The sequence below is a fragment of the Streptomyces sp. SCPE 10 genome, assembly GCF_051980735.1.
In the GTDB taxonomy this organism is placed as follows: domain Bacteria; phylum Actinomycetota; class Actinomycetes; order Streptomycetales; family Streptomycetaceae; genus Streptomyces; species Streptomyces misionensis.
This window is the reverse complement of sequence record NZ_CP197069.1, coordinates 2,515,403-2,541,159: the sequence shown is the minus strand read 5'-3', so window position 1 is coordinate 2,541,159 and position 25,757 is coordinate 2,515,403. Positions and strand designations below refer to the sequence as shown.

Annotated in this window: 25 protein-coding genes; 10 read left to right on the top strand and 15 right to left on the bottom strand. The window is 71.5% G+C overall.

The features are described 5' to 3' along the window. Positions 1-18 precede the first annotated feature (18 nt). Positions 19-1,029, bottom strand: a complete 1,011-nt coding sequence (locus ACSP97_RS11985; RefSeq protein ID WP_355529348.1) for an NADP-dependent oxidoreductase — start codon at positions 1,027-1,029, stop codon at positions 19-21. Between the two features lie 89 nt (positions 1,030-1,118). Between ACSP97_RS11985 and ACSP97_RS11980 the strand changes: the two genes are divergently transcribed. Further along, positions 1,119-1,553 carry a MarR family winged helix-turn-helix transcriptional regulator gene (locus tag ACSP97_RS11980; RefSeq protein ID WP_180331247.1) on the top strand — a complete coding sequence of 145 codons (435 nt, stop codon included), beginning with the start codon at positions 1,119-1,121 and terminating at the stop codon, positions 1,551-1,553. Positions 1,554-1,588: 35 nt separating this feature from the next. Then, the gene (locus ACSP97_RS11975) at positions 1,589-2,374 is read left to right on the top strand and encodes an EI24 domain-containing protein (RefSeq protein WP_355323860.1); all 786 of its coding nucleotides are present in this window, start codon (positions 1,589-1,591) and stop codon (positions 2,372-2,374) included. Positions 2,375-2,387: 13 nt separating this feature from the next. Here ACSP97_RS11975 and ACSP97_RS11970 read toward each other — a convergent pair whose 3' ends face one another. Then, entirely contained in the window at positions 2,388-3,380 is a 993-nt protein-coding gene (locus ACSP97_RS11970; RefSeq protein WP_358271389.1) for a GlxA family transcriptional regulator, read from the bottom strand. Between the two features lie 159 nt (positions 3,381-3,539). Here ACSP97_RS11970 and ACSP97_RS11965 point away from each other — a divergent pair, with 159 nt between their 5' ends. From ACSP97_RS11965 to ACSP97_RS11955, 3 genes are all read left to right on the top strand, one after another. Continuing rightward, positions 3,540-4,133, top strand: coding sequence for a cysteine hydrolase family protein (locus ACSP97_RS11965; RefSeq protein ID WP_355144392.1), 594 nt, complete (start codon positions 3,540-3,542; stop codon positions 4,131-4,133). Continuing rightward, the gene (locus ACSP97_RS11960) at positions 4,130-4,849 is read left to right on the top strand and encodes a cysteine hydrolase family protein (protein ID WP_355323854.1); all 720 of its coding nucleotides are present in this window, start codon (positions 4,130-4,132) and stop codon (positions 4,847-4,849) included. Before ACSP97_RS11965 ends, ACSP97_RS11960 begins: the two co-directional genes overlap by 4 nt. Before the next feature lie 169 nt (positions 4,850-5,018). Then, positions 5,019-6,146, top strand: coding sequence for a hypothetical protein (locus ACSP97_RS11955; protein WP_358675363.1), 1,128 nt, complete (start codon positions 5,019-5,021; stop codon positions 6,144-6,146). A gap of 58 nt (positions 6,147-6,204) precedes the next feature. On the opposite strand, the gene ACSP97_RS11950 is transcribed toward ACSP97_RS11955, so the two are convergent. Continuing rightward, positions 6,205-7,182: an aldose epimerase family protein gene (locus tag ACSP97_RS11950; protein ID WP_358271395.1), complete on the bottom strand. Its 978-nt coding sequence runs from the start codon at positions 7,180-7,182 to the stop codon at positions 6,205-6,207. Between the two features lie 15 nt (positions 7,183-7,197). Beyond that, a complete protein-coding gene (locus tag ACSP97_RS11945; protein WP_355529330.1) occupies positions 7,198-8,109 on the bottom strand; it encodes an SGNH/GDSL hydrolase family protein in 912 nt (303 codons plus the stop codon). Positions 8,110-8,365: 256 nt separating this feature from the next. Here ACSP97_RS11945 and ACSP97_RS11940 point away from each other — a divergent pair, with 256 nt between their 5' ends. Next, the gene (locus tag ACSP97_RS11940) at positions 8,366-8,860 is read left to right on the top strand and encodes a DUF3145 domain-containing protein (RefSeq protein WP_355144382.1); all 495 of its coding nucleotides are present in this window, start codon (positions 8,366-8,368) and stop codon (positions 8,858-8,860) included. Positions 8,861-8,926: 66 nt separating this feature from the next. Here ACSP97_RS11940 and fabF read toward each other — a convergent pair whose 3' ends face one another. The 5 genes from fabF to ACSP97_RS11915 all read right to left on the bottom strand — a co-directional run bounded on the left by fabF (position 8,927) and on the right by ACSP97_RS11915 (position 13,885). Further along, positions 8,927-10,189 (bottom strand): beta-ketoacyl-ACP synthase II, encoded by a 1,263-nt coding sequence (gene fabF / locus ACSP97_RS11935; RefSeq protein WP_146467778.1) that lies wholly within the window; start codon positions 10,187-10,189, stop codon positions 8,927-8,929. A 95-nt stretch (positions 10,190-10,284) separates the two neighbouring features. Next, positions 10,285-10,533 carry an acyl carrier protein gene (locus tag ACSP97_RS11930; RefSeq protein ID WP_070027634.1) on the bottom strand — a complete coding sequence of 83 codons (249 nt, stop codon included), beginning with the start codon at positions 10,531-10,533 and terminating at the stop codon, positions 10,285-10,287. 81 nt (positions 10,534-10,614) lie between these two features. Next, entirely contained in the window at positions 10,615-11,646 is a 1,032-nt protein-coding gene (locus ACSP97_RS11925; protein WP_355144378.1) for a ketoacyl-ACP synthase III, read from the bottom strand. 17 nt (positions 11,647-11,663) lie between these two features. Then, positions 11,664-12,590, bottom strand: coding sequence for an ACP S-malonyltransferase (locus tag ACSP97_RS11920; RefSeq protein ID WP_355144376.1), 927 nt, complete (start codon positions 12,588-12,590; stop codon positions 11,664-11,666). Positions 12,591-12,679: 89 nt separating this feature from the next. After that, positions 12,680-13,885, bottom strand: coding sequence for a PucR family transcriptional regulator (locus ACSP97_RS11915; protein ID WP_355144374.1), 1,206 nt, complete (start codon positions 13,883-13,885; stop codon positions 12,680-12,682). Positions 13,886-14,075: 190 nt separating this feature from the next. Here ACSP97_RS11915 and ACSP97_RS11910 point away from each other — a divergent pair, with 190 nt between their 5' ends. Next, positions 14,076-14,729, top strand: coding sequence for a pirin family protein (locus tag ACSP97_RS11910; RefSeq protein ID WP_355145082.1), 654 nt, complete (start codon positions 14,076-14,078; stop codon positions 14,727-14,729). Positions 14,730-14,809: 80 nt separating this feature from the next. Here ACSP97_RS11910 and ACSP97_RS11905 read toward each other — a convergent pair whose 3' ends face one another. Both ACSP97_RS11905 and ACSP97_RS11900 read right to left on the bottom strand, forming a co-directional pair. Continuing rightward, positions 14,810-15,637, bottom strand: coding sequence for a serine hydrolase domain-containing protein (locus tag ACSP97_RS11905; RefSeq protein WP_440557434.1), 828 nt, complete (start codon positions 15,635-15,637; stop codon positions 14,810-14,812). A 19-nt stretch (positions 15,638-15,656) separates the two neighbouring features. Next, the gene (locus tag ACSP97_RS11900) at positions 15,657-16,130 is read right to left on the bottom strand and encodes a GNAT family N-acetyltransferase (protein ID WP_355144370.1); all 474 of its coding nucleotides are present in this window, start codon (positions 16,128-16,130) and stop codon (positions 15,657-15,659) included. A 97-nt stretch (positions 16,131-16,227) separates the two neighbouring features. Here ACSP97_RS11900 and ACSP97_RS11895 point away from each other — a divergent pair, with 97 nt between their 5' ends. Next, the gene (locus ACSP97_RS11895; RefSeq protein ID WP_355144368.1) at positions 16,228-16,692 is read left to right on the top strand and encodes a MerR family transcriptional regulator; all 465 of its coding nucleotides are present in this window, start codon (positions 16,228-16,230) and stop codon (positions 16,690-16,692) included. After that, positions 16,689-17,705: an aldo/keto reductase gene (locus tag ACSP97_RS11890; protein ID WP_355144366.1), complete on the top strand. Its 1,017-nt coding sequence runs from the start codon at positions 16,689-16,691 to the stop codon at positions 17,703-17,705. The genes ACSP97_RS11895 and ACSP97_RS11890 overlap by 4 nt, the downstream gene beginning before the upstream one ends. On the opposite strand, the gene ACSP97_RS11885 is transcribed toward ACSP97_RS11890, so the two are convergent. The 3 genes from ACSP97_RS11885 to ACSP97_RS11875 form a co-directional block, all read right to left on the bottom strand. Next, on the bottom strand, positions 17,706-18,554 hold the full coding sequence (locus tag ACSP97_RS11885; protein ID WP_358271401.1) for a DUF4429 domain-containing protein: 849 nt from the start codon (positions 18,552-18,554) through the stop codon (positions 17,706-17,708). A 65-nt stretch (positions 18,555-18,619) separates the two neighbouring features. After that, complete coding sequence (locus ACSP97_RS11880) at positions 18,620-19,840, bottom strand: alpha/beta hydrolase (RefSeq protein WP_358271403.1); 1,221 nt, start codon at positions 19,838-19,840, stop codon at positions 18,620-18,622. 184 nt (positions 19,841-20,024) lie between these two features. Further along, positions 20,025-20,651, bottom strand: coding sequence for a TetR family transcriptional regulator (locus tag ACSP97_RS11875; protein WP_355144360.1), 627 nt, complete (start codon positions 20,649-20,651; stop codon positions 20,025-20,027). A 253-nt stretch (positions 20,652-20,904) separates the two neighbouring features. On the opposite strand from ACSP97_RS11875, the gene ACSP97_RS11870 reads away from it, so the two are divergent. Beyond that, positions 20,905-22,392, top strand: a complete 1,488-nt coding sequence (locus ACSP97_RS11870; protein ID WP_382011695.1) for an MFS transporter — start codon at positions 20,905-20,907, stop codon at positions 22,390-22,392. Positions 22,393-22,628: 236 nt separating this feature from the next. Here the strand turns inward: ACSP97_RS11870 and aceE are convergent, their stop codons facing one another. Beyond that, positions 22,629-25,376: a pyruvate dehydrogenase (acetyl-transferring), homodimeric type gene (gene aceE, locus ACSP97_RS11865; RefSeq protein ID WP_355528368.1), complete on the bottom strand. Its 2,748-nt coding sequence runs from the start codon at positions 25,374-25,376 to the stop codon at positions 22,629-22,631. Positions 25,377-25,757: the final 381 nt, after the last annotated feature.

The window sequence follows — 25,757 nt, the reverse complement described above, 5'->3', positions numbered from 1 at the left end:
ACGGAAGCCCTGGGGAGATCAGAGCTTGACGATCATCTTCCCGGTGTTGTCCCCGCGCAGCAGTCCGAGGAACGCGTCCAGGGTGTTCTCGATGCCCTCGACCACGGTCTCCCGGTACTTCAGCCGTCCCGACGCCACCCAGGGGCCGACCTCGTCCACGAACTGCGGCTGGAGGTCGCGGTGGTCGTTGACCAGGAAGCCCTCGATCCGGCCGCGCGTCTGGATCAGCCGGGCGAGGTTGCGCGGGCCGGGCGCGGGCTCGGTGTTGTTGTAGACCGAGATCATGCCGCAGATCGCGATCCGGCCGCCCTCGCGCAGCGACCCGATCGCCGCCTCCAGGTGGTCGCCGCCGACGTTGTCGAAGTACACGTCGATGCCGTCCGGCGCCGCCTCGCGCAGCTGCTCGGCCACCGGCCCCTTCTTGTAGTTGAACGCGGCGTCGAAGCCGTACTCCTCCACCAGCAGCCGCACCTTGTCGTCCGAACCGGCCGAGCCGATCACCCGCGCGGCGCCCTTGAGCTTGGCGATCTGCCCGACCTGGCTGCCCACGGCGCCCGCCGCGCCGGAGACGAAGACGGTGTCGCCCTCCTTGAAGGCGGCGGTGCGCAGCAGACCCGCGTAGGCGGTGAGCCCGGTCATGCCGAGCACGCCCAGGTACGACGACAGGGGCGCGGCCTCGGGGTCGACCTTGACGGCGTGCTCGGCGCCCAGGACGGCGTACTCGCGCCAGCCGAAGGGGTGCAGCACGTGGTCGCCGACGGAGATGCCCTCGGCGCGGGACTCGATCACCTCGCCGACCGCGCCGCCCTGCATCGCCTTGCCCAGCTCGAACGGGGCCACGTACGACTTCTGGGCGCTCATCCGGCCGCGCATGTACGGGTCCACGGAGAGGTAGGTGTTCCGTACCAGCACCTGGCCCTCGCGCGGGGCCGGGAGCGGGGACTCGACGAGTGCGAAGTCCTCCGGCTTCGGCCAGCCGACGGGCCGGCTGAGCAGGTGCCATTCGCGGTTGACGTTCGTCGTGGTCATCGCTGGAAACCTTTCGTTTACTTCAGTACCTGAAACAACGGTGCAGCTGAATATTTCATGTTGTCAAGTAAAGGGGTACGCTGGTGGGCATGGCCACACCGCATCACACCCGTCCGGACCAGCTGACCACGGACGTCGTAGAGCTCATCGCCGAGGTCGTCGCGCGCTACCACGCCGACTACGACGAGGCCGCCTCGGCCCACGCGCTCACCGGTGCCCAGGCCAAACTGCTCAGCCTGCTCGCGCTCGGGCCGACGCCCATGCGCAAGCTCGCGCAGAAGATGAAGTGCGAGCCGTCGAACGTGACCGGGATCGTGGACCGCCTGGAGGCCCGCCGGCTGGCCGAGCGCCGCGCCGACCCCGCCGACCGCCGGGTGAAGGTGGCCGCCGCCACGGAGGAGGGGCTGCGGGTGGCCCGGGACCTGCGCGAGGGCCTGCACTTCGCGCGCGAGCCGCTGGCCGGCCTGTCGGAGGACGAGCGGCGCACCCTGCGGGACCTGCTGCGCCGCATGCTCGACGGGTGAACCTGCCGCCGGCGAGCTGTGGGTAGGGTTTCGCCATGCGTGATCTCGGGGTGGGTTTCCGTCTTCTTCTCGACGGCCAGCGGTGGGTGGCCCGGCACGGCCGGCAGTACGGCTTCGCGCTGCTGCCGGGTTTGATCGCGCTGGTCCTCTACGCGATCGCGCTGGTCGCCCTCGCGGTGTGGGGCGGGGACGCGGTGAGCTGGGCGACCCCGTTCGCGGACCACTGGCCGAGCCCCTGGCAGTCGCTGTTCCGCGGATTCCTCACCGCCGTCCTGTTCGCCCTGGGCCTGCTGCTCGCGGTGCTCACCTTCACCGCGGTGACCCTGCTGATAGGCCAGCCGTTCTACGAGAACCTCTCCGAGCGGGTCGACGCCGACGTCTCGCCCGAGGGCACGGCCCCCCGGTCGGACCTCCCCCTCGCCCGCGAGCTGTGGATATCGGCCCGCGACAGCGTCCGGATCCTGGTCCGGGCGCTGGTCTGGGGCGTCCTGCTCTTCGCGCTGGGGCTGCTGCCGTTCGTCGGCCAGACCGTCGTGCCCGTGATCGGCTTCTTCGTCACCGGCTTCTTCCTCACCGAGGAGCTGACCGCGGTCGCCCTCCAGCGCCGGGGCGTCGAACTGCGCGCCCGTCTCGCCCTGTTGCGCTCGCGCCGGATGCTGGTGTGGGGCTACGGGACGCCGCTGGGGCTGGTCTTCCTGGTGCCGTTCGTGGCCGTGTTCCTGATGCCGGGCGCGGTGGCCGGCGCCACGCTCCTCGCCCGGGAACTGCTGGGCGAGGACCGCGAGGAGGAGCCCGGACCGGTCGAGGAGACCGCCTCCTGACGGCCCGCCGGGCTCACTCGGGAGCGGTCCGGAACCGGCGCCGGTACTCGGTCGGTGTGGTGTCCAGCCTGCGCCGGAAGGCCCGGACCAGGGTGTCGAGGGTGCCGAACCCGCAGGCGGCCGCGATGCGTTCGAGCGTGGCGTCGGTGGACTCCAGCTGGTTGCGCGCGTGTTCGACGCGCACCGACTCGATGTAGGCGTGCGGGGTCGTGCCCAGCTCGTTCTTGAAGATCCTGGTGAGCTGCCGGTCGCTGATGTGGGCGTGTGCGGCGAGCTGGGCGACGGTCAGCGGCTCGGCGATGTGGCGCAGCACGTAGTGGCGCAGATCCTCGATGCGCCGCGTCGTGGAGACCTGTTCCAGGGGGACGCTGAACTGGCTCTGCCCGCTGGGCCGTTTCAGGTACATCACCAGTTGCCGGGCGACCCGCAGCGCCACGGCCTCGCCGAGGTCGTCGGCGATCAGCGCGAGGGAGAGATCGAGACAGGCGCTGATGCCCGCGCCGGTCCACACGTTCCCCTGCCGGATGAAGATCGGGTCGGCGTCGACCGCCACCGCCGGGTGGTCGGCGGCCAGTTGCCGCGCGGTCGACCAGTGCGTGGTGGCGCGCTTGCCGTCGAGCAGTCCGGCCGCCGCGAGGATGTGCGCGCCGACGCAGACGGAGGCCACCCGGCGGGTGCGGTCGGCGAGTTCCCGCACCCGCCGCACCAGCGCCGGGTCCACCAGCGGGTGCACGCGATGGTCGCCGTCCACCTCCACCGCCCCCGGCACGATCACCGTGTCGATGCTCCGCGCCGCGAGGTCACCGAAGGTGACGTCGGGCAGTACCCGTACCCCGGCGGCCGTGACCACGGGGTCCATGGTCTCGGCGGCGAGCACCACGTCGTACGCGGCGGCCTCCTCCGTCTCGCGCCGCGCGAGGTGGAAGACCTCCGGCGGCCCGGTGACGTCGAGCAGGTCGACCTGGTCGAACAGGACGATCACGATCAGCTGGTGGGCGGTGCGCACGAACCCCTCCGGACGGCCGGGACGACACCGGTCTGCGCGATGTCGGTTTCTGCATGCTAGACGTCATTGCCGACGCGACGGGACGGGCCATAGCGTCATAGCGCAAGCCGCCGCACGGCGCGCTGCCTCGCCAACTCCCGATCCCTCAGGCGGTATTCCATGCCCAGAACGACGCTGCGTCAGCTCAACGGCTTCGACGAGACCCCCGCGAAGCTGGCCGATTCCACCCTCGTCCTGATCGACTACCAGAACACCTACACCACCGGTGTGATGGAGCTGGACGGCTGGCAGCCGGCCCTCGACGCCGCCGCCCGGCTGCTGGCACGCGCCCGCCGCGAGGGCGCCAAGGTCATCCACGTCGTCAACGACGGCGGCGAGGGCACGCCGTACGACATCCGCGCCGAGATCGGGCGGATCCACCCGAGCGTGGCCGCGGCCGACGGCGAGCCCGTCGTCGTCAAGCAGGCCCCCGACGCCTTCCACGGCACCGAACTGGGCCGGCTGGTGGACGAGGCGGGCCGTGGCGATCTGGTCATCGCCGGCTTCATGACCCACATGTGCGTGGCCTTCACCGCCCAGGGCGCCTTCCTGCGCGGCAACCGGCCCACCGTGGTGGCCGACGCCTGCGCCACCCGCGCACTGCCGGTCAACGGAACGGAACTGGACGCCCAGGGCGTGCACCTCAGCGCCCTCGCCACCATCGCCGACCTGTACGGGGTCGTCGTCCCGTCCCAGGAGGAACTCGGCCGATGAGGTCAACGCGTCGCATCGCCGCGCTCGGCACCGCCGCCCTCCTCACCGCCACGCTCGCCGCGTGCGGCTCCGGCTCGCCGGACTCCTCCTCCGGGAAGCCGGCCGCCGCGCCCGCCGCACGGACGAACGCCGCCGCGGACACCACGACGCTGCGCGAGCTCAACGGCTTCGACGAGACCCCGGCCACGCTCTCCGACGCCACGCTCATCCTGGTCGACTACCAGAACACCTACACCGACGGTGTCATGGAACTCGACGGCTGGAAGCCGGCCGTGGCCAACGCCAAGGCCCTGCTGAACCGGGCCCGCGCGGCGGGCACGCCGGTCATCCACATCGTCGACAAGGGCTACGACCTCTCGTCGAAGGCGGGACGGATCATCCCCGACCTCAAGCCCGCGAAGGGCGAGCCGGTCGTCCGCAAGAGCGTTCCGGACGGCTTCCACGGCACCGATCTCGCGCAGCGGGTCGAGCAGGCCGGGCGCAAGAACGTCATCGTCGCCGGCTTCATGACCAACATGTGCGTCCTGTTCACCACGCAGGGCGCCTTCCTGGCCGGCTACCACCCCACCGTCGTCGCCGACGCCTCGGCCACCCGGCCGCTGCCGCTGAAGGGCGACCCCGAGGGCGTCCCCGCACGGCAGGTGCACGAGGCCGCCCTCGCCACGGTCCAGGACCTCTACGGCGTCGTGGTGCCGTCGCAGAAGTCCCTGACCTGAGCCGCCGCGGCGTACGCCGCCGGTGCCCCCGGGCACCCATGGACCGGCCGGCCCGCCGGCGACCGGACACACCGGCAGGCCGGCCCACCCCCACGAACCCCCCCCACGCCCCCCACGCCTTTCCCCCCACCCCACGAAGAACCGATCACCGATCACGGAAAGACGGGGCATGACCACTCGCAGAGGATTTCTGGGGACCGTTTCCGCCGTAGGGGCAGCCACCCTGCTGATGGAGACCCAGGCGGCCACCAACGCCTCGGCCGCGACCACCGCGACCGACGAGAAGGCCGCGCGGGACGCGATACGCGGCGTCAACTCCGGGATGCGCGCCAACTACGCGTCCCTGAAGGCAGAACTGATCAAGCATCTCAGCCCGGTCGTCGTCGTGCAGAACAACGCCGTCGGCGGGCGCTTCACCCTGATCGACAAGGGCGTCCAGGTCGAGACGGTGGACCCGGTGCCCGAGTACTTCGAACTGGCCAAGTCCATCGCCCACGTGCCCCTCGGCATCTACTCGGTGATCGCCGCCTACCTCGGCGGCAAGGTGCCGAACATCCCCAACGCCGACCGCATCGACCCGCACGACCTGGCCATGGTCGCCTTCAAGGCCGCGGGCGACACCGGCTGGATCACCCCGCTGACCAGCTTCCGGGCCACGCTCAACGCGGCCCGCACCAAGCTGCCCACGGCGAACCTCCCCGCCGACCTGGAGACCTCCAGCAACACCATCCTCACCGAGGCCATCCGGTTCATCGACACCGCCCTCGGCGCCAAGTCCTTCGACATGGTGGCCTTCAACCAGTTCGCCGCCACCGTGTACCCGTCCATCCGGGTCAACATGACCTTCGCCTCCACCGCGCAGATCACCGGCATCGAGGCGCTGATGAAACGGTGGCGGGCGCTGATCGGCGAAACCGCGTGGAGCGACCTGTACGTCATGGTGCTGTCGATCTGGACGACCGCCGAACTGAACCAGGCGTCCATCATCATCCGGCGCACCATGAACCAGGCGAAGGTGGACACCCACCTCGTCGACCTGCCGACCGCGGAGACCCCCGCGGACCCGATCGGCGTGGCCCTGGACAACCTCGCCCGCATCGTCCAGGACAACGTGGCGGCCGAGATGGTCTTCAACTCCGCCCTGGACGTCGCCGACGCCCTCAAGGGCAAGGAGGACCTGCTCTCCAAGGAGATCCTCAAGCAGCTCGACGGCACCGCGCCCGCCGCCAGGACCGCCGCCCTCGGCGCGGCGGCGGCCGCCACCTGCCCGGTCACCGGACGGACCGCCACCGTCTGACCGCCCCGGCGTCCCCCGGCCCGCACCGGCCGGGGGACACTCGGCGCGTTCCGCGCGTTCAGCGCGTCGAGAACGCGTACACCGTCTCCGAGCGGTACACCTCGCCGGGCCGCAACACCGTGGAGGGAAAGGCGGGGTGGTGCGGGGAGTCGGGGAAGTGCTGCGTCTCCAGGGCGATTCCGGCCCCCGGGCTGAACGGCTCCGGCAAGTGGTCGCCCGTGTAGAGCTGGAGGCCCGGCTCGGTCGTCGAGACGGTGAGCGTGCGCCCGGAGCCGGGGTCGTGCAGCTCGGCGACCTCCTGCGCCGTCCGCGTGACCCCCTTGTCCAGCACGTAGTTGTGGTCGTAGCCCGAACCCACCTTGCGCGCCGTACGGAAGTCGAGGCGCGAATCCGCCACGTCCCGCAGCTCGCCCGTCGGGATCAGCCCCTCGTCGACCGGGGTGAACCGGGAGGCGTCGAGCCGGAGTTCGTGCCCGCCCGCGGAACCGGACTCGGCACCGGCCAGGTTGAAGTAGCTGTGGTTGGTGAGGCTGAGCACCGTCGGCGCGTCCGTCGTCGCCTCGTACGAGATCCGCAGCGCGCCCGACGCGGACAGGGAGTACGTCACCGCCACCTCCACGGTGCCCGGGAAGCCCTCCTCGCCGTGCGGGCTCACCCGGCTCAGCCGCACCCCGTGCTCGACCGGCGCCGCCGCCCACACCCGCTTGTCGAAGCCCCGCGCACCGCCGTGCAGCAGGTTCGGCCCCTCGTTCGGCTCCAGGGCGTACACCCGGTCGTCCAGCGGGAACCGCGCGCCCGCCAGCCGGTTGGCGTAACGGCCGATCAGCGCGCCCAGATACGGGTCCGGATGCGCGAGGTAACCGTCCAGGGCGGCGAACCCCAGCGCCACCTCGGCCGGCCGGCCCTCCCGGTCCGGCACCCGCACCGACCGCACGACCCCGCCATAGGTCAGGACCTCCACCCGTGTCCCGCCCCGCTCCAGCGTCCAGCGATGGACCTCGGTGCCGTCGGGAAGTGTGCCGAAGAGTTCACTCATGCGGAAAACCCTAGGTCACCGTTGATCCAGGGCCTCTCGTTTGGATCGTGCCGGATCCGGTCCGGTGACGGTCCGGTAGGCGATCGCCGCGAGCCGCGCCTGGCCGTCCCTGCTGGGGTGGAACCAGTCCCAGTGGCTCAGCTGGTCGGTGCCGAACCGGTAGTCGTACACCGCGTTCCCGTCGAAGCGGCAGCGCCGGTCCTGGGCGCAGACCTCCTTGAGCACCTTGTTGTACGCCACCACCCGCTCCTGCACCCGGTCCCGCCGGCGCGCCGCCGACTCGCCCAGGTCGTCCGCGTCACCCAGCATCGAGGGGCAGATGCCGAGCTTCCAGACCTCCTTGCCCAGCGGATTGTCCCGCCCCTGCTCCCACAGCCGCTTCAGGTTCGGCACGCTCGCCACGTACACCTGCGTCGTCGGACGGGTCGCGCGCAGCGCCCGCAGCGCCTCCTCGAAGTCCGCGCGGAACCCGGCCACCGGCGTCATCGCCCGGGTGGAGGAACGGCAGGCGTCGTTGGCGCCCACCATCACCGTCACCAGCTCCGGGTCCCGCGCCGCCGCCTCGCGCATCTGCCGGGTGAGATCCGCCATCCGGGCGCCGGTCATCGCGTAGTTCCAGCTGTGCGTCGCCGCCCCGGTCGCACCGAGCAGCCGTACCGCGAGCGAGTCCACCCTGGCGTCGCTGCCCGTCGCCCACGACACCTCCGGACAGTCCGACAGCACCGTGCACGCGTCGAAGCCCCGGGTGATGGAGTCGCCCACCGCGGCGATCGAGGCCGGCGTGCGGTTCCACACCGGGGCCCGCACGGCCCGCGCCCTGGTGCCCTCGGCCGCGGGCGAGCCCCCGGCGTCACATCCGGCGAGGCCCAGCACGGCGGCCGCCGCGACGGCCAGCGCGGCCCGCGCACGGTGGCTTCGCTTCCGCATTCCCGCAGATCTCCTCGCTCGATGTCGGGTGTCTCCCCCCATCACAACGTGCGAGGGTTCCCGGCGCCCGGCCCGCTGGAACGAACGGACCCCGTACAAGCGTCCCCCTGGGTGAATGGCGGAGGATTCCTGGCGCCTGGACCGACGGTACGTCACACTCCTTGCGCCGCCGCAGGGTAGCCTCGCCATCAGTGCGGCCGTCGCGCCACGGCCGCCGGCCAGCCAGCAAGATGTCCCGCTCTGCCCGGAGGTTCCGGTGACGACACGTGGAGTTCTGTACGTGCACTCCGCGCCGCGCGCGCTGTGCCCGCACGTCGAGTGGGCCGTCGCGGGGGTGCTCGGCACGCGCGTCAACCTGGACTGGATCCGGCAGCCCGCGGCCCCCGGCACCTGGCGCTCCGAGTTCTCCTGGCAGGGCCGGGCCGGCACCGCCTCCCAGCTCGCCTCCGCGCTGCGCGGCTGGCACCTGCTGCGCTTCGAGGTCACCGCCGAGCCCTGCCCGACCGCCGAGGGCGAGCGCTACAGCTGCACCCCCGAGCTGGGCATCTTCCACGCCGTCACCGGCATCCACGGCGACATCCTCATCCCCGAGGACCGGCTGCGCGCCGCCCTCACTCGCGCCCAGCGCGGCGAGAGCGACCTGGCGGCCGAACTGGCCAAGCTCCTGGGCAAGCCCTGGGACGACGAACTGGAACCCTTCAGGTACGCGGGCGAGGGCGCCCCGGTGCGCTGGCTGCACCAGGTGGTGTGAGAGGGCGCGCGACCCGGACGTACGAGAAGGGCCCCCACCGGCCGGTGGGGGCCCTTCTCGCATGTCTCAGAGGGTGCGGAACGCCAGGGCCACGTTGTGCCCGCCGAACCCGAACGAGTCGTTCAGCGCGGCGATCCGGCCCTCGGGCAGCCGGCGCGCCTCGCCCACCACGATGTCCGCGTTCACCTCGGGGTCGAGGTCCGCGACATTGATGGTCGGCGGCGCCGTACGGTTCACCAGCGCCAGGATCGACGCCACGGTCTCGATACCGCCGGCACCGCCGAGCAGATGACCGGTCATCGACTTGGTCGCGGAGATCGCCATGTGCTCGACGTCGTCGCCGAACACCTTCCACAGCGCCTTGATCTCGGCGACGTCACCCTGCGGGGTGGACGTGGCGTGCGCGTTGACGTGCACGATCTCGGCCGGCTTCAGGTCCGTGTTGTCCAGCAGGTTCTGCAGCGCGTGCGCGATGCCGTTGCCGGACGGCTCCGGCTGCGTGATGTGGTGGCTGTCGGCGGAGATGCCCTGGCCGACGGCCTCGACGTAGATCCGGGCGCCGCGGGCCTTCGCGTGCTCCTCGGACTCCAGGATGATCACACCGGCGCCCTCGCCGAGCACGAAGCCGTCACGACCGGAGTCGAACGGCCGGGACGCGCCCGCCGGGTCGTCGTTGTTCTTGGACATCGCCATCATGTTGCCGAACGCGGCGATGGGCAGCGCGTGGATCGCGGCCTCGGTGCCACCGGCCACGACCACGTCCGCACGCCCGGTGCGGATCATCTCGATCGCGTACCCGATGGCCTCGGCGCCCGAGGCGCAGGCCGACACCGGGGTGTGCACACCGGCGCGGGCGCCCAGCTCGATACCGACGTTGGCCGCCGGGGAGTTGGGCATCAGCATCGGCACGGTGTGCGGGGAGACGCGGCGCACACCCTTCTCGCGCAGCACGTCGTACTGGTCCAGAAGCGTGGTCACGCCGCCGATCCCGGAGGCGATCACCGTACCGAGACGGTCGGGGTTCACGGACGCGTCCTCGCCGGCCCGGGCGGTGAAGCCGGCGTCCTGCCAGGCCTCCCGGGCGGCGATCAGCGCGAACTGCGCCGAACGGTCCAGCTTGCGGGCCTGCGGCCGGGGGATGATCTCACCCGGCTCGACGGCGACCCGGGCGGCGATGCGGACCGGGAGGTCCGCCGCCCAGTCCTCCTCCAGCAGACGGACACCGGACGTGCCGGCGACCAGGGCCTCCCAGAACGAGGATGCGTCGCCACCCAGCGGTGTGGTTGCGCCGATACCGGTGACGACCACGGTGCGATTGGTCGGGCTCACGGGAATTCTTTCTCCAACGGATGCGGGAATCTACGGCGCCACCGCCGGGTGGCGGGGCTGTACAGCCTGACGGCCGTGCGGCCTCAGCGAGTGGCTCAGGCCTGGTGCTTGAGGATGTACTCGGTCGCGTCGCCGACGGTCTTGAGGTTCTTGACGTCCTCGTCGGGGATCTTCACGTCGAAGCGCTCCTCGGCGGCGACGACGACCTCGACCATGGACAGCGAGTCGACGTCCAGGTCGTCGGTGAAGGACTTGTCCAGCTGGACGTCCTCAACCGGGATGCCGGCGATCTCGTTCACGATTTCGGCGAGACCTTCGACGATCTCTTCCTGGGTGGCGGCCATGTCAGGCGCTCCTTCTTCGATAATCCAGACGGTTTGTGGCAGTTGTCCCCTTGCCGAACCGCATGATCCGGCACGGAGTGCCTAGGGGAGGGTAACGACCGTGGCGGCGTAGACGAGACCCGCCCCGAATCCGATGACGAGCGCGGTGTCGCCGCTCTTCGCCTCCCCGGTCGCCAGGAGCCGCTCCATGGCGAGCGGGATCGAGGCGGCCGAGGTGTTGCCGGTGGTACGGATGTCGCGGGCGACCGTGACATGCTCCGGCAGCTTGAGAGTCTTCACCATCGAGTCGATGATCCGCACATTGGCCTGGTGCGGGATGAAGACATCCAGGTCGTCCGGCGAAAGCCCGGCGGCGTCCAGCGCCTCCTTGGCGACCTTCGCCATCTCGAACACGGCCCAGCGGAACACCGCCTGGCCCTCCTGCGTGATCGCGGGGAACTTGACGTTGCCCTCGCTGTCCACGGGAAGCTCGGACACGTCGCCGATCCGGAAGCGGTCCCACGGGACGGTCTGCTTGATGGTCTCGGCCTTGTCGCCCTCGGAGCCCCACACGGTCGGGCCGATGGCCGGCTCCTGGGAGGGGCCCACGACGACCGCGCCCGCGCCGTCGCCGAACAGGAAGGCGGTCGCCCGGTCCTCCAGGTCGGTCAGGTCGCTCAGCCGCTCCACGCCGATGACCACGACGTACTCGGCGGAGCCCTCCACCACCATGCCCTTGGCCAGGGTGAGGCCGTAGCCGAAGCCCGCGCAGCCGGCCGAGATGTCGAACGCGGCCGCCTTGTCGGTGCCGAGCTTGTCGGCGATCTCGGTGGCGATGGCCGGGGTCTGGCTGAAGTGCGACACGGTGGAGACGACGACCGCGCCGATCTGCGACGCGTCGATGCCGGCGTCCGCGATCGCCTTGCCGGCCGCCTCGACCGACATCGCGGAGACCGTCTCCTCGGGGCCGGCCCAGTGCCGGGTCTCGATGCCGGAGCGGGAGCGGATCCACTCGTCGGACGAGTCGATCTTCTCCAGGATCACCTCGTTGGGCACGACCCGGGTCGGGCGGTAGCCACCGACGCCGAGAATGCGGGCGTACGGGGCTCCCTTGCTGGGCTTGATCTTCGCCATCTACGGCTCCTTAGGCGTCAGGCGTCGACGTGCTCGGTGATGAGCGCACGGGCCGCGTCGAGGTCGTCAGGGGTCTTCAGGGCCAGCGTCTTGACGCCGGGCAGCGCCCGCTTGGCCAGTCCGGTCAGCGTGCCGCCGGGGCACACCTCGATGAGCGCGGTGACGCCCAGCTCCTTGAAGGTCTCCATGCACAGGTCCCAGCGCACCGGGTTGGCGACCTGACCGACCAGGCGGTCGAGGACCTCGGCGCCGGTCGCGACGGCCTTGCCGTCCTTGTTGGAGACGTAGGCGATGCGCGGGTCGGCGGGCGACAGCTCCGCGGCGGCCGTGGCCAGCGTCTCGACCGCCGGGGCCATGTGCCGGGTGTGGAAGGCGCCGGCGACCTTCAGCGGGACGACCTTGCGGACGCCCTCGGGCTTGTCCTCGTTCAGCGCGGCCAGCTGCTCCAGCGTGCCGGCGGCGACGATCTGGCCCGCGCCGTTGATGTTCGCCGGGGTCAGCCCCAGCTTCTCCAGGTGCGCGATCGAGGTCTCCGGGTCGCCGCCGAGCAGCGCCGACATGCCGGTCTCGGTGATCGCGGCGGCGTCCGCCATGGCCAGGCCACGCGTGCGGACCAGGCCCAGGGCGGCGGCGTCGGACAGCACGCCCGCGAAGGCGGCGGCGGTGATCTCACCGACGCTGTGGCCGGCCACCGCGCCGGGCGTGAACTCGGTGGTGGCACCGAGTGCCGCGCCGGACAGGATCCCGGCGGCGACCAGCAGCGGCTGGGCCACGGCGGTGTCCCGGATGGCGTCGGCGTCGGCCTTGGTGCCGTAGTGCACCAGGTCCAGACCGATGGCGTCCGACCAGGCGGCGACACGGTCCGAGGCACCGGGGAGTTCGAGCCAGGGGGTCAGGAAGCCGGGCGTCTGGGCGCCCTGGCCGGGAGCGACGAGTACGAGCACTCTCACACTCTCTCTTGGGGACGGGCGCGGCCGCCCGTGGGGACAGGGACGAATAACACGAAGGGCTTTTGTTGAGCTCCGACAAAACCCTATGCCTGGGCGTCGCCGTCGACCAGACGCCCCAGGATCAGCGCGATCCGCAACGTGAACGCGGATCGTACATCCGAAGGCGACCAACCGGTGACGTCTGTCACACGTCGGAGCCGGTAGCGCACGGTGTTCGGGTGAACGAAGAGCATCCGCGCCGCGCCCTCCAGGCTGCTCGCCTGCTCCAGGTAGACACTCAAGGTCTCCAGCAGCGCCGACCCGGCCTCTTCGAGCGGTCTGTAGATCTCCTCCACCAACTGCTCACGCGCGCTCGGATCACCCGCGATCGCGCGCTCCGGCAGCAGATCGTCCGCCAGCACCGGCCGCGGCGCGTCCGGCCACGCGGTGCACGCCTTCAGGCCCGCGGCGGCGGCCTGCGCGGACCGGGTGGCGGCCAGCAGGTCCGGCACGACGGGACCGGCCACCACCGGCCCGGCCGCGTACGGCCCGATCAGCGACTTCGCCACGGCCAGCGGGTTGGGGCTGCCGCCGGCGATCACCACCAGCCGGTCCCCGAGGACCCCGGTGAGGACCTGGAGCTTGGCGTGCCGTGCGGCCCGCCGGATCGCCTCCACGGTCAGTTCGCTGTCCCCGTCCGGGGCGGTCCCGAGCAGCACGCACACATGCTCGGGTGAGTTCCAGCCCAGCGCGGCGGCCCGGCTCACGGCACCCTCGTCGGCCTCGCCGCTGAGCACGGCGTTGACCACCAGCGATTCGAGCCGCGCGTCCCAGGCGCCGCGGGCCTCCGCGGCCTGCGCGTACACCTGGGCGGTGGCGAAGGCGATCTCCCGCGCGTACACCAGCAGCGCCTCGCGCAGCACCCGCTCGTCGCCCGGGGCGGCCACCTCGTCGATGGCGCTCTCCATGACCTCGATGGTGGTGCGCACCATCTCCACGGTCTGACGCAGCGTGATGGCCCGGGTCAGCTCGCGCGGCGCGGTCCCGAACACATCGGTGGAGATCGCCTGCGGGGCGTCCGGCCGCCGGAACCACTCGGTGAACGCCGCGATGCCCGCCTGCGCGACCAGCCCGATCCAGGAACGGTTCTCCGGGGGCATGGCCCGGTACCACGGCAGGGTCTCGTCCATCCGCGCGATGGCCTGCGCGGCGAGATTCCCGGAGGACTTCTCCAGCCGTTTCAGGGTCGCGGCGTGCGTATGGACGTTCGATGCTGCGGGATCACTGCTGTGGGATTCGGGTTCGGGCACGGGGACAAGAGTGCCTTATCCGGACGGCACCATGCGCCGCCGGGTCACCGGTGGAGACGGGCGGGGGACACGGGGGCGATCCCGGGGGCGGGTGGGGCCGGTGCTGCCGGGGCGGGGTGCGGGGGAGTCACCCCGGCCCGCGGGCCGGGGGTGATCCGGCGGGCGGCGCGGGGATACGGTGGTGATCGTGATGGACGTACGGCGCGCCGCCGAGCGCTACCCGGGCGGGGACCCGGCGGCCGGGATCGAGACCCGCCACGCCTTCTCCTTCGGCCCGCACTACGACCCGGACAACCTGGCCTTCGGCCCGCTGATCGCCTGCAACGAGGAGCGCCTCGCGCCGGGCGCCGGATTCGGCGAACACCCGCACAGCCACACCGAGATCGTCACCTGGGTGATCGAGGGCGAGCTGACCCACCGCGACTCCGCGGGCCACGAGACGACGGTGCGCCCGGGGGACGTCCAGCACCTGAGCGCCGCGGCCGGCGTACGGCACGTGGAACGCAACGACGGCGAGGGCCCGCTGGCCTTCCTCCAGATGTGGCTGACGCCCCGGGAACCCGGCGGCGACCCGGCGTACACCGTCGTTCCCGGCATCGCCGACGCCACCCCCTACGCCGTTCCGGCCGCCGGCGCGACGCTCCACGTCCGCCGCCCGGCCGAGGGCGCGCGCACCGCCCTGCCCGACGCGCCCTGCCTCTACGTCCATGTCGTGCGCGGTGAGGTGCGGCTGGCCGGCGAGCGGCTGCACCCCGGCGACGCGGCCCGGATCACCGGCGCCCGCGGTCTGACGGCGGTGGCGACGACCCGGGCGGAGCTGCTGGTCTGGGAGATGACCGGCTGAGGCCCGACGCGGCGTCCACGCGGAGGTGAACCGCCTCCCGGGCGGGCGGCGTTGGCGGACGCCGGCGGGCCGGGCGACGGTCAGCGGGCGGTGCGCGTCTCGGCCAGCACCGAGTCCGTGAACACCGGCCAGGCCTCGATCGCCCACGGACCGAAGGCGCGGTCGGTCAGGGCGGCGCAGGCGAGGTTCGCGTCCGGGTCGACCCACAGGAACGTACCGGACTGGCCGAAGTGCCCGAAGGTGCGCGCGGAGGACGAACCGCCCGTCCAGTGCGGGGACTTGGAGTCGCGGATCTCGAAGCCCAGCCCCCAGTCGTTCGGGTTCTGGTGCCCGTACCCCGGCAGCACGCCCTTGGTGCCCGGGAACTGCACCGTCATCGCCTCCGCCACCGTGCGCGGGTCCAGCAGCCGGGGCGCCTGCAACTCCGCCGCGAACCGCAGCAGGTCCTCGACCGTCGACACCCCGTCCTTCGCCGGGGAGCCCGCGAGCGAGGTGGCCGTCATGCCCAGCGGCTCCAGCACCGCCTGCCGCGCGTACTCGGCGAACGGGATGTCCGTCGCCTTGGCGACATGGTCCCCGAGCTGCTCGAACCCGGCGTTGGAGTACAGCCGCCGCTCCCCGGGCGGGGCCGTCACCCGGTGCTCGTCGAAGGCCAGGCCCGAGGTGTGCGCGAGCAGATGGCGGACCGTCGCCCCGGGCGGGCCGGCCGGCTCGTCCAGCTCGATCGCCCCCTCCTCGTACGCCACCAGCGCCGCGTACGCGGCCAGCGGCTTGGTGACCGAGGCGAGGGGGAAGCGGTGGGCGACGGGGCCGTGCGTCCCGAGGACGGTCCCGTCGGCTCGTACGACACCCGCCGCCGCGGCGGGCACGGGCCAGTTCTCGATCGACGCCAGGCTGCTCAACGACATGCGCACGAGCCTATGCGGCTCACAGCGACAGCCGCATCGCCGGGTCGGGCTTGCGGACGAAGCCGAGCGACGCGTACAGGGACTCGGCCTGCGCGGACGCGGTGAGGTCGACCTGCCGCACGCCCTGCGCCCGGAACCACTCCAGCAGCTCTTGGACGCACGCCCGCGCGTACCCGCGCCGCCGCGCACCGGGGTCGGTGGCCACGCTGAACACGTGCCCGACCCGCCCCTGCGGGTTCCCGGCCCGGCCGATGCGGTACTCCACGGTCCCGCAGGCCAGCGCGGCCAGCGCGGCCGGCCGGTCCGGATGGTCCACGACGAAGGCCGCGAAACCGCCGCCCGGGTCGGCCAGCCGGTCCCGCAGCACCGGAAGCGAGTCGGCGTGCCAGTCCGTCGGCCCGCCGCCGTCCGCGGACATCGAGTCGATCATCACCTGCCGCAGTCGCAGGACTTCGCCGGCCTCCTCGGGCAGTGCCCGCCTCACTGGACTCATGAACCCGTACGCTAACGACCGGCACCGCCGCCGGTCCTGCGGTTTTCTTACCGGCTCCGCTTGCTTGGAGTGCACTCCAAGGTCATAGCGTTGAGGCATGACGGTGATGCAGACCACGCCTGCGACGCTCGAGGAATCCCACCCCGCCGACATCTGCTCCGCCCGGCCCGCGCGCCACCCGCGCCCCGACGGCCAGGACCGCTACACGATCAGTGAGGTCGTCGCCTTCACCGGTCTGACCGCGCACACCCTGCGCTGGTACGAGCGGATCGGGCTGATGCCGCACGTCGACCGCTCGCACACGGGACAGCGCCGCTACAGCAACCGTGACCTGGACTGGCTGGACCTGGTGACCAAGCTGCGGCTGACCGGCATGCCGGTGGCCGACATGGTCCGGTACGCGGAACTGGTGCGCGCGGGCAGCAGCACGTACCGGGAGCGGCAGGAACTGCTGGAGCAGACCCGCCGGGACGTCCTCGGGCGGATCGCCGAACTGCGCGACACGCTCGCCGTACTCGACCGCAAGATCAGCTTTTACGCCACAGAGGGGACCACTCGATGACCGACGCCAGGATTCCGACGGCACGCCTGGGAGCGCAGGGGCCGGAGGTCGGCGTGCAGGGCCTCGGCTGCATGGGCATGAGCTTCGGCTACGGCCCCACCGACACCGAGCAGGCCCGCGCGGCCCTCGACCGGGCGCTGGAGCTGGGCGTGACCCTCTACGACACCGCCGACGCGTACGGCGCCGGGGAGAACGAGCGGTTCCTCGCCCCCTTCTTCCGCGCCCACCGCGACGAGGTGGTGATCGCCACCAAGTTCGCCCTGTCCATCCCGAAGGACGACCCGACCAAGCGGATCATCCGCAACGACGCCCCCTACATCCGCGAGGCCGTCGAGGGCAGCCTCCGGCGGCTCGGCGTGGACGTGATCGACCTTTATTACATGCACCGCCGCGATGTGAACGTGCCGATCGAGGAGACCGTCGGCACGATGGCGGAGCTGGTGCGCGAGGGCAAGGTCAAGCACCTGGGCCTCAGCGAGGTCACCGCCGAGGAGCTGCGCGCCGCGCACGCCGTGCACCCGATCGCTGCCGTGCAGTCGGAGTGGTCCCTGTTCAGCCGGGACATCGAGGCGCACGTGGTGCCGGCCGCGCGGGAGCTGGGCGTCGCCCTGGTGCCGTACTCGCCGCTCGGGCGGGGCTTCCTCACCGGTGCCTTCGCCAATGCCGACCAGGACCTGACGGCCGACGACTTCCGCCGTCAGCAGCCCCGCTTCACCGGCGACAACGCGGCGGCCAACGCGGCCCTGCTCCAGCCCCTGCGCGCCATCGCCGAGGCCCACGGCGCCACCCCGGCCCAGATCGCCCTGGCCTGGGTGCAGCAGCGGGCGGCCGTCGACTCGCTGGCGGTCGTCCCGATCCCGGGCACCCGCAAGGCGAGCCGGGTGGCGGAGAACGTGGCCGCCACCCGCATCACCCTGACCGAGGCGGAGCTGTCCCAGCTGGAGCCGATCGCGGGCAAGGTCGCCGGCGAGCGGTACGCGGACATGAGCTTCACCTCGGCGGGCCGGGAGTAGTCACAGTTCCGCGAGCAGCTGCGCCTTCTTGCCGGCGAACTCCTCGTCGGTGACCAGCCCGGCCTGGTGCAGCTCCCCGAGGTGGCGGATCCGTTCGGCGATGTCCGCTGGGTCGCGGCGGCACGGCGGCACCGCCGCCGGCACCGGACGGCGCGAGCGGATCGCCGCCAGCACCGCGGCGGCGAACGGCAGCGACTCGTGCACCGGACCGTAGCCGAGCCCGAACACCACCGCCGCCGGATCCTGGTCGGGCTCGGGCGTCTCGTCCGGTGCCGGACCGGCGGCGCGCAGCCGGAGATAGCCCGCCAGGGCCTCCGGTGAGCGCCACTCCACCCCGCACAGGTCGGCGACCGGATAACTCTGGTCGCCGGCCTTCCACTTGGCCGACGACGCGCCCGTCCACGACCACCGGAACCGCACCGACGTGCCGTCGAAGGCGGCCTTCCCGTCGTACGCCTTGAACTGCAGCGGCGCCTCGGGCGCCGCCACCAGATAGCGGTCCGCCGGCCCCGACTCGGTGAGCCGCGACGTCAACTCCTCGGCGCGGGACGCGGCCTGCGACTCCCGCTCGGCCGGCAGGACCAGCCGGTAGGGATCGGAGCCCTCCTTCAGCTGGCCGTCGGCCGCCTCCATCAGCGGATCGGCACCCGCGCGGGGCAGCAGCCGCAGGACCACGGTGCCGCGCCGGCCCGGAGCGAGCCGCACCTCCTCGACCGCGGACAGCGGGATCCGCCGCTCCCCGAGCGCCTGGAACAACTTCGGTGTTCGAATCCCCCGTTCGTAACGGATGAGCACGGAGTCGGACTCGAACTCCCAGACGGCATGAAAACCCGCCAGTACGTCACCCATGCGGCTCATCGTATGCGGCACGTCCCCCTCCGTCGCCTCCTTCGCGGACCGCACTTCCTGCTGTTTTACGCGCGTTGGGCCGTCTTCGTGCCGGGCAGGTCCGCCCGGCACGCGGCGGTACCGCCGGCGCAGATCACGTCGTCGTAGGCGCCCGTGCCGACGTCGGCGAGGTTGCGCAGGCTGTCCGTGCCCGGCTGGAAGTAGCCGGCGTGACCCTGCGCGTCCTCGGCGGACAGCACCCGGGCGCCGAAGGCGGCGGAGACCGGGTCGGCGCCGTGCCCGAGCCCGCCCAGCTCCAGGTAGGGCACGTCCTGGATCCAGTCGGTGGCGTCCCGCATGGCCCACACCCGGGCGGCGGTGTCCAGGTGGGCGGCCTTGGAGACCCGCATGCCGGGGCTGGCGGCGACCGCTATGTCGGTGACCCGCCGGGGCATCCCGGGCGCGGCCACCCCGCAGAGCACCGAGCCGTAGCTGTGGCAGAACATCGACACCGGGGCGCTGCCGGGCAGGGCCCGCAGCAGCGCGTTCAGCCGCAGGGAGCCCTCCGCCGCGCGCAGCCCGGTGGCCGCGTCCACGCCGAGGCCGTCGGGGGAGGTGTAGTCGGCCCAGGCGATCACCGCCGTACGCACCGCGGGACGCGTCGCGCGCTCCTGCGCGTACAGCGCCTTGGCCATGCCGACCGGGGCGGTGTACGGGCGGTTCGTCTTCTGGAAGGTGAGCAGGTCGGTGTCGACACCGGGGACGACGACCGAGATCCGCTCGGCCCTGGTCAGGTTCCCGAAGACCTCGGAGATGCGGCCGGTGCCCTCCGGGTCGAAGGAGAGGATCTGCCGGCCGGGGGTCAGCAGCGACTCGTAGCGGCGCATACGGCGGCCCGCGTCCTGCTGGCCGGCCGTGCTGAGCCGGCTGTCGTGCATGCGCTCGCGCTCGGTGTCGCGCTCCTGCTCCAGTGCCAGGTGGTTGGCCCGGTAGCGCAGGTCGACCGGCGCGCCGTTCATGTTGCCGACGGCGAGCGGGTAGCGGTGGACGAGGCGGCTGCGGTCGTGGGCGGAGAGGGTGGCGAAGAAGCGGGTGAGCCGCGTGGGGCCGGCCTCCGGATCGGGCAGGCGCAGCCCGTGGAGGCTGCCGTGTCTCCACTTGTCGAGCGAGGCCTGCAGCTCGCTCGACTCCCGGTGGGTGCGCATCGCGGTCCATCCGGTGGTGGCGAGCATCACGAACACCACGGCCAGCGCCAGCATCGCGCGCCAGACGTTGAGTTGCGGGGAGGAGGTGTCGAAGGAAGTCACTGGGAGGACACACTAGGAGAACGAGACGGTCTCGCGGTAACCGGGTGACCGGGATCACGTTTCGGCGGAAGTCGAACACGCCGTGAACGATCTTTCGAACCCGGCGAAGTGGATCTGCCGGACACCGCGTCGGCGCTCGCCCGGGCCCGGTTCGGACGATCTTTCCGGCGTGCCGTCAACGGCCTCAGGCCGAGCGCCAGTTCCCCCTGAGCGCCGAAGTCACCTGATCGAGGTACGAGACGGTGAGCTTCCGGACGGCTTCCAGGCTGCAGTCACGCCCCGAGCACCACTGGCGCTCGGTGACCCTTATCACCCCGCCGAACACCGCCACCGCGAGCCGCGGCCGGGGATCCGTCTCCACGTCCACGCCCTCCCGCTCGGCCAGCAGCCGCGCCATCGTCTCCTCGGCCGCGGTCGAGCGGCGCAGATGGGCGGCGAGCAGCGCGGGCGTCGACTCGATCGTGCGGTACATGCGCAGGTACAGGTCGACCGGCACGGCCGACTCCAGGTTGCCCCGGACCGCGTCCCAGCCCTCCAGGACCGCCTGCCGCAGCGCCTCCATCGGCGGCTCGTGCGGCGGTCGCGCGCGCAGGGCGGCGAGGAAGAGCGCCTGCGCCCGCTCCTGCAGGGCGAAGGCCGCGTCCTCCTTGCCCGCGAAGTAGCGGAAGAAGGTGCGCTGGGAGACGTCGCAGGCCGCGGCTATCTCGTCCACGGTCGTGTGCTCGTACCCCCGGGTGGTGAACAGCTCCAGAGCGGCCCGCAGCAGCGCCTCCCGGGTACGCCGCTTCTTGCGCTCGCGCAGCGTCTCCATGGCCCTCGACGGCCCCTCTCATGACGTTCGGCCAGCTCAGCAGTCTATATGTGCTCCTTGTCAGTTACCGACTTATGAAATTGTTTGTCAATTGTCAGTGGCTGTCACTAGTCTCGAACGCATGACTGGTCAGACCACCATCGACACGACAGGGCCGGGTGACGGAGCCCCGGCGGCCCCGGCGGAGCGGATCCCGGACGCGGGGCTGCGCGGCCACCCCTGGCTCACCCTGATCACCGTTGCCGTAGGGGTCATGATGGTGGCCCTGGACGGCACCATCGTGGCCATCGCCAACCCGGCCATCCGCGACCATCTGCACGCGAGCTTCGCCGACGTGCAGTGGATCACCAACGCCTACTTCCTCGCCCTCGCGGTCACCCTGATCACCGCGGGCAAGCTCGGTGACCGCTTCGGCCACCGGCAGACCTTCCTCATCGGCGTGACCGGCTTCGCCGCCGCCTCCGGGGCGATCGGCCTGTCGCACACCATCGCCACCGTCATCGTCTTCCGGGTCTTCCAGGGCCTGTTCGGCGCGCTGCTGATGCCGGCCGCGCTCGGCCTGCTGCGGGCCACGTTCCCGGCCGAGAAGCTCAACATGGCCATCGGCATCTGGGGCATGGTGATCGGCGCGTCCACCGCGGGCGGCCCGATCCTCGGCGGCGTCCTCGTGCAGCACGTCAACTGGCAGTCGGTGTTCTTCATCAACGTGCCGGTCGGCGCGATCGCGCTGGTCCTCGGTCTGCTGATCCTGCTCGACCACCGGGCCCAGAACGCGCCGCGCTCCTTCGACGTGCTCGGTATCGCGCTGCTGTCCGGTGCGATGTTCTGCCTGGTCTGGGCGCTCATCAAGGCCCCGTCCTGGGGCTGGGGCGACGGCAAGACCTGGGGCTTCATCGCCGCCTCGGTGCTGCTCTTCGCGTTCTTCGCGTTCTGGGAGACCAAGGTCGCCGAGCCGCTCATCCCGCTCGGCCTGTTCCGCTCGGTGCCGCTGTCGGCCGGTGTGGTCCTGATGGTCCTCATGGCCATCGCCTTCATGGGCGGCCTGTTCTTCGTGACGTTCTACCTGCAGAACGTCCACGGCATGTCCCCGGTCGACGCGGGTCTGCACCTGCTGCCGCTCACCGGCATGATGATCGTCGCCTCGCCGCTCGCCGGCGCCGCGATCACCCGGTTCGGCCCGCGGGTGCCGCTGGCCGGCGGCATGGCCGCGACCGCGATCGCCATGTACGGCATGTCCACCCTCAAGGCCGGCACCGGCAGCGGGGTGATGTCCCTCTGGTTCGCCCTCCTCGGCCTCGGCCTCGCGCCGGTCATGGTCGGCGCGACGGAGGTCATCGTCGGCAACGCCCCCATGGAGCTGTCCGGTGTGGCCGGCGGTCTCCAGCAGGCGGCCATGCAGATCGGCGGCAGCCTCGGTACGGCGGTGCTCGGCGCGGTGATGGCCTCCAAGGTCGACAGCTCGCTGGAGGGCAACTGGAAGGCGGCCGGACTGCCGCCGCTGACCCCGGCCCAGCTGGACCAGGCATCCGAGGCGGTGCAGGCCGGTGTGGCACCGGTGCAGAAGGGGATCCCGGCACCGATCGCCGCGAAGATCACCGAGGTGGCCCACCACACCTTCATCTCCGGTATGAGCCTCGCCTGCCTGGTGGCGGCGGGCGTCGCGGTGGTCGCCGTCCTCGTCGCCTTCCTCACCAAGCGGGGCGACAACGCGGAGGCGGGGGCGGGCGTGGGTCATATCTGACCGCGGTCGCCCGGCCGGGTGACTCGGCCGGGGTTCCCTGGCGCGGCGCGCATCGCGCGCCGCAGAGTGGATCACGCCCGGGCGCACGCTGCAGGAGGGGAACAGCGTGCGCCCTGCGGGCCTTTGACCGGGCACGACTCGCCGCCGGGGGCCCACCGGCGGGTGCCGCCGGGGCCGGCCTGTGAGGGCAGCCCCTCCGGGGTGCCCCTTGTCGCGGGGCACCCCGGCGCCGGCGGTCAGGCGTCGCCGCCGGCCGCTCCCGGATGGGCCGCCGTGACGTCCAGGACCTGGTAGCGGTCGAGCGCCTGCTTCAGGGCCGAGCGGTCGATACGGCCCTCCCGCGCCAGCTCCGTGAGCACGGCCACCACGATCGACTGCGCGTCGATGTGGAAGAACCTGCGCGCCGCGCCCCGGGTGTCGGCGAAGCCGAAGCCGTCCGCGCCGAGCGACTGGTACGGCCCCGGCACCCACCGGGCGATCTGGTCCGGCACCGACCGCATCCAGTCGGACACGGCCACGAACGGCCCCTGAGCGCCGCTCAGTTTGCGCGTCACATAGGGGACGGTCTGCTCCTCCTCCGGATGCAGCAGGTTGTGCTGCTCGCAGGCGACGGCCTCCCGCCGCAGCTCGTTCCAGGACGTCGCGGACCACACGGCCGCCCGCACGTTCCAGTCCTCCGCGAGGATCCGCTGCGCCTCCAGCGCCCACGGCACCGCCACCCCGGACGCCATGATCTGCGCCGGGATCTCCCCGCCGGGACCGTCGGAGAGCTTGTGGATGCCCTTGACGATGCCCTCGACGTCCACGTCGGACGGCTCCGCCGGGTGCCGGATGGGCTCGTTGTAGACGGTGAGGTAGAAGAAGACGTCCTCGCCGTGCGGGTGTTCGGGCGAGCTGCCGTACATCCGCCGCAGACCGTCCTGCACGATGTGCGCGATCTCGTACCCGTACGCCGGGTCGTAGGCCACGCACGCCGGGTTCGTCGAGGCCAGCAACTGCGAGTGCCCGTCGGCGTGCTGGAGGCCCTCGCCGGTCAGCGTCGTACGGCCCGCGGTCGCGCCGAGGACGAATCCGCGCGCCAACTGGTCGGCCATCTGCCAGAACTGGTCACCCGTGCGCTGGAAACCGAACATCGAGTAGAAGACGTACACCGGGATCAGCGGCTCGCCGTGCGTGGCGTACGCCGAGCCCGCCGCGATCAGCGAGGCCGTGCAGCCCGCCTCGGAGATGCCGTCGTGCAGCATCTGCCCGGTCGGCGACTCCTTGTAGGCGAGCAGCAGTTCCCGGTCCACCGACTCGTACTGCTGCCCGAGCGGGTTGTAGATCTTCGCGCTCGGGAAGAAGGAGTCCATGCCGAACGTGCGGTACTCGTCCGGCGCGATCAGCACGAACCGCCGACCGATCTCCTTGTCCCGCATGAGGTCCTTGAGCAGCCGCACAAAGGCCATCGTCGTGGCGATGGACTGCTGACCCGTTCCCTTCTTCACGGTCGCGTACGTCTTTTCGTCCGGCAGCGCGAGCGGCTTGGAGCGTACGACGCGGGTGGGGACGTAACCACCGCAGCCCTTGCGGCGGTCGTGCATGTACTGGATCTCCTCCGAGTCCCGGCCCGGGTGGTAGTACGGCGGCAGGCCGGACTCCAGCTCCCGGTCGGAGATCGGCAGGTGCAGCCGGTCCCGGAAGCGCTTGAGGTCGTCGACCGTCAGCTTCTTCATCTGGTGCGTGGCGTTGCGGCCCTCGAAGTTCGGGCCCAGCGTCCAGCCCTTGATCGTCTTGGCCAGGATCACCGTCGGCTGGCCCTTGTGCTCCTTGGCCGCTTTGAACGCCGCGTAGATCTTGCGGTGGTCGTGCCCGCCGCGCCCGAGGTGCAGGATCTGGTCGTCGGTCATGTTCTCGACCATGGCGCGCAGCCGGTGGTCGTCGCCGAAGAAGTGCCGGCGGATGTAGGCGCCCGACTCCGTGGCGTACGTCTGGAACTGCCCGTCCGGGGTCATGTTCATCTTGTTGACCAGGACGCCGTCGCGGTCCTGCGCGAGCAGCGGGTCCCAGCTGCGGTCCCAGATCAGCTTGATCACGTTCCAGCCGGCGCCCCGGAAGACCGACTCCAGCTCCTGGATGATCTTCCCGTTGCCGCGCACCGGCCCGTCCAGGCGCTGGAGGTTGCAGTTGACCACGAAGGTCAGGTTGTCCAGGCCCTCCCGGGCGGCCAGCGTGAGCTGGCCCAGCGACTCGGGCTCGTCCATCTCGCCGTCGCCGAGGAACGCCCACACGTGCGACCTGGAGGTGTCCGCGATCCCGCGCGCCTCCATGTAGCGGTTCATCCGCGCCTGGAAGATCGCGCCCAGCGGGCCGAGGCCCATGGAGACCGTCGGGAACTCCCAGAAGTCCGGCATCGAGCGCGGGTGCGGATAGCTGGACAGGCCGTTCGGGTACTTCGACTTCTCCTGGCGGAAGCCGTCCAGCTGCTCCTCGGTGAGCCGGTCCAGCAGGTAGGCGCGCGCGTAGATGCCGGGGGAGGCGTGGCCCTGGAAGAAGACCTGGTCGCCGCCGTCGCCCTCGTCCTTGCCGCGGAAGAAGTGGTTGAAGCCGACGTCGTAGAGCGAGGCGGAGGAGGCGAAGGTGGCGATGTGGCCGCCCACGCCGATGCCGGGCCGCTGGGCGCGCGAGACCATCACGGCCGCGTTCCAGCGCGTCGCGTTGAGGATCTTGCGCTCGATCTCCTCGTTGCCCGGGAAGAACGGCTCGCTCTTGGTGGGGATGGTGTTGACGTAGTCCGTGCTGCGCATCTCGGGCACGGCCACGCGCTTCTCGCGGGCCCGCTCGATCAGCCGCAGCATGAGGTAGCGCGCCCGCTCCCGGCCGCGCTCGTCCACGACCGCGTCGAGGGAGTCGAGCCACTCCTGGGTTTCTTCGGGATCGAAGTCAGGAACCTGACTCGGAAGGCCGCCAATGATGATCGGGGTGCGATCGGATCCGGAAGCCACGCTGTTCCTTACCTGTCGGAGGGCCGGTTGTCGCTCGTAACTCTGCTCGCTGCTCGTACCGCTACTCGTGCCTACTGTTCGTGCCCGCGCCGTTCCCCATCGTGTACCGGCGGAGCACGCCCGTCATCTCCACCGGCGGCTCCCCGGCGTACCGCCGGAGCACACCGCCGGTCAAAACGCAACGATACGCCCGGGGTGTGACGCGCTTGGCAAAGTTGTTCGATGGTTCCATCCATGGATGATTCCGGGCCGTGCAAACCGGGCACATCGGGGTGATGTGGGTGGAGCGGAATCGAGATACGGTGCCAGGAGTTGCGGCGACACGGCCGGGATCGTCACCGTTTCGGCGGTCGGGACCGCCGGGTACTTGCGCGATCCGCC